Source organism: Stenotrophomonas sp. P5_B8 (assembly GCF_054049855.1).
The window spans coordinates 1-2,473 of the sequence record NZ_JBFULO010000503.1 but is presented as its reverse complement, the minus strand read 5'-3'; the positions used below and the strand labels follow the sequence as shown (position 1 = coordinate 2,473).

5 protein-coding genes are annotated in these 2,473 nt (G+C 66.5%); 3 read left to right on the top strand and 2 right to left on the bottom strand.

Annotated features, from left to right (window positions below):
• On the bottom strand, positions 1–197 hold a 197-nt coding region (locus tag ACXJKH_RS18635; RefSeq protein WP_457321589.1), incomplete at its 3' end, for a peptidase.
• Positions 198–371: 174 nt separating this feature from the next.
• Between ACXJKH_RS18635 and ACXJKH_RS18630 the strand changes: the two genes are divergently transcribed.
• Both ACXJKH_RS18630 and ACXJKH_RS18625 read left to right on the top strand, forming a co-directional pair.
• On the top strand, positions 372–1,430 hold the full coding sequence (locus ACXJKH_RS18630; RefSeq protein WP_457321587.1) for a linear amide C-N hydrolase: 1,059 nt from the start codon (positions 372–374) through the stop codon (positions 1,428–1,430).
• Between the two features lie 136 nt (positions 1,431–1,566).
• Complete coding sequence (locus tag ACXJKH_RS18625) at positions 1,567–1,773, top strand: hypothetical protein (protein ID WP_256774674.1); 207 nt, start codon at positions 1,567–1,569, stop codon at positions 1,771–1,773.
• A 12-nt stretch (positions 1,774–1,785) separates the two neighbouring features.
• Here ACXJKH_RS18625 and ACXJKH_RS18620 read toward each other — a convergent pair whose 3' ends face one another.
• Positions 1,786–2,223 carry a MarR family winged helix-turn-helix transcriptional regulator gene (locus ACXJKH_RS18620; RefSeq protein ID WP_457321585.1) on the bottom strand — a complete coding sequence of 146 codons (438 nt, stop codon included), beginning with the start codon at positions 2,221–2,223 and terminating at the stop codon, positions 1,786–1,788.
• A gap of 54 nt (positions 2,224–2,277) precedes the next feature.
• Between ACXJKH_RS18620 and ACXJKH_RS18615 the strand changes: the two genes are divergently transcribed.
• The coding region (locus tag ACXJKH_RS18615) for an NAD(P)-binding protein (protein WP_457321583.1) at positions 2,278–2,473 on the top strand (196 nt) is incomplete at its 3' end.

Here is a 2,473-nt window from a genome sequence, read left to right as displayed (position 1 = left end):
CTGTTGTCCAGCTGCTGCGCCTTGGCCAGCTCCCACGGCCGTTCGCACTGTTGGGTGCGCGCACACCAGCGGTACCCGGCCGAGCCGATGCAGCCATGCGGGTCGCGATCGGCGCCGGGCATCGCGGTGCGGACCGGGGCGGGGCTGCTKCAGGCGGACAGGATCAGGACAAGGCAGGCAATGAACAGTGGTTTCATGGCGGCACTCCCGGGCGTGCGCGCAGCGTAGCCCGGCGCTGGCAAGGTTGGGTGAGGAGGCGATCCGAGGGAGTGATTCACCCCTCCATCACCGCCGCTCCGGTGTGATCCGGGCCATCGGCCGGAGTGGGAAGGGACCGGCGTGGCGGCCCATTGACCTGTCAGGAGACGACCATGACGTCATTCGCATGTATGCGCATTTCCCTGCTTGCCCTCGCGTTGGTCTGCGCCGCGCCCCCGGTGGACGCGTGCACGCGGGTGGTCTACCTGGGCGACAACCAGGATGTGATCACGGCGCGCTCGATGGACTGGAAGAGCGATATCGCCACCAACCTGTGGGTGCTGCCGCGCGGCATCGCGCGCACCGGGCAGGCCGGCCCGCAGTCGATCCGCTGGACGGCGAAGTACGGCAGTGTGGTCGCCAGCGGCTACGACATTTCCACCACCGATGGGCTCAACGAGGCCGGTCTGTCGGCCAATCTGCTATGGCTGGCCGAGTCGGAATACCCCGCGCAGCGCGGCCGCAAGCCAGGCCTGGCCATCTCGTTGTGGGCGCAGTACATGCTCGACAATTTCGCCACCGTTGCCGAGGCGGTGGCGGCACTGCAGCGCGAGCCGTATTCGCTGGTGACCGACAAACTGCCGGGCGAGTCGCGGCTGGCGACGTTGCATCTGTCCTTGTCCGATGCCAGCGGCGACAGTGCGATCGTCGAGTACGTCGATGGCCGGCAGGTGATCCACCACGATCGCGCCTACCAGGTGATGACCAACTCGCCGGTGTTCGCGCAGCAACTGGCGCTCGATGCGTACTGGCAGCAGATCGGCGGCACGGTGATGCTGCCTGGCACCAACCGCTCCGCCGATCGTTTCGCGCGTGCCCGGTTCTACATTCATGCGATTCCCAAGGCCGAGGACCCGGTGGTGGCGCTGGCCAGTGTCTTCAGCGTTATCCGCAACGTGTCGGTGCCCTTTGGGATCACCACGCCGGATGAGCCCAATATTTCTTCAACGCGATGGCGCACCGTGGCCGACCACAAGCGCAGGCTGTACTTCTTCGAGTCCGCGCTGACCCCCAATACGTTCTGGGTGGATCTCAACAAGGCCGATTTCTCCAAGGGCGCGCGCGTGCTCAAGCTCGACCTGGGCGCCGACCAGCGCAATGTGTTCTCCGGTGATGCGCTGGGGCAGTTCCAGCCGTCGGCACCGTTCGCGTTCCTCGGCACGGGCGGCTGACCGCCATCAGGGGACGCCGCTTCAGCCGGTCAGAGGCGTCCTGATTTCAGACGAATCCGATATCCCGGCGTTGCTGCCGGACGTATGGTGCTGATCAAGGGATGGAACGCCCGATGCCGTAGCAGGAGCCATCAGCATGTTGATCAAGGTGCAGTGCCAGGACCACCACTGGCAGGTGATTCACCCGACCCGTCCGGACCCGATCGCATTTGCGAGCGGCGCGACGGCGTTCGATTTTGCCGACGCGCTGGCGCGTGAGCACCACGCCGAAACCGGCGTGGTCAGTGCGGTGCGCGTGGAGGCGTTGGAGAACTTCCTTGACGCGGTCCGCTACGGCGGATGACGCGCTTGCGCGTTACGCGTCGCGATCCAGGTTGGCACTGAGCCGCTGCAGGAACGTGGCCAGCAGCATGGTTTCGTCCACGCTGAAGCCGGCCAGCATCCGGGTATTGCCTTCGTTGAGGATTTCGCGCGCCTGCGGCAATCGCTGCAGCGCAAGCGGGGTGAGTTCGATGCGCTGCGCGCGCGGGCGGTGTGGGTCCGGGGAGCGGAGGATCAGCTGATCACGCTCCAGCCGTGCCAGGGTCTGCGCCATCGAGGGCTGTTCGACGCGTAGCAGCCGCGCCAGCTCGGACTGGGTGGCCGCCTTGCCCTGGCGGAGGGCTTCGAGCACCGGCAGGCTGGCCATGCCCAGGCCAAGCGGGCGCAGCTCGGTTTCGGCCATCCGGGTCAGCTCGCGCGCCACCCGCTTGATCAGGAAGGACGGCACGTTCCTCGGGTCGGGTCGGTCCATGCGTTCACTCCGGGTATTTGACATAGGGGCCTATGATGATAATCATAGGAGCCTATGTTAAAGCCCCGGAGACCTTCAGTGTCCCTTCTTCCCCGCATCGCGGTCGTCGGCGCCGGTCCTGCCGGGCTGCTGCTGGGCTGCCGGTTGCGCCAGGCCGGCATCCCGTTCCAGTTGTTTGAAGCCGATGCCGGGCCCGATACCCGTGGGCAGGGCGGCATGCTTGATCTCCACGCGGCGACCGGGCAGGCGG

Coding starts and splice junctions, on each gene's coding strand:
- ACXJKH_RS18630 (WP_457321587.1), top strand. CDS start 372: ATGACGTCATTCGCATGTATGCGCATTTCCCTGCTTGCCCTCGCGTTG.
- ACXJKH_RS18625 (WP_256774674.1), top strand. CDS start 1,567: ATGTTGATCAAGGTGCAGTGCCAGGACCACCACTGGCAGGTGATTCAC.
- ACXJKH_RS18620 (WP_457321585.1), bottom strand. CDS start 2,223: ATGGACCGACCCGACCCGAGGAACGTGCCGTCCTTCCTGATCAAGCGG.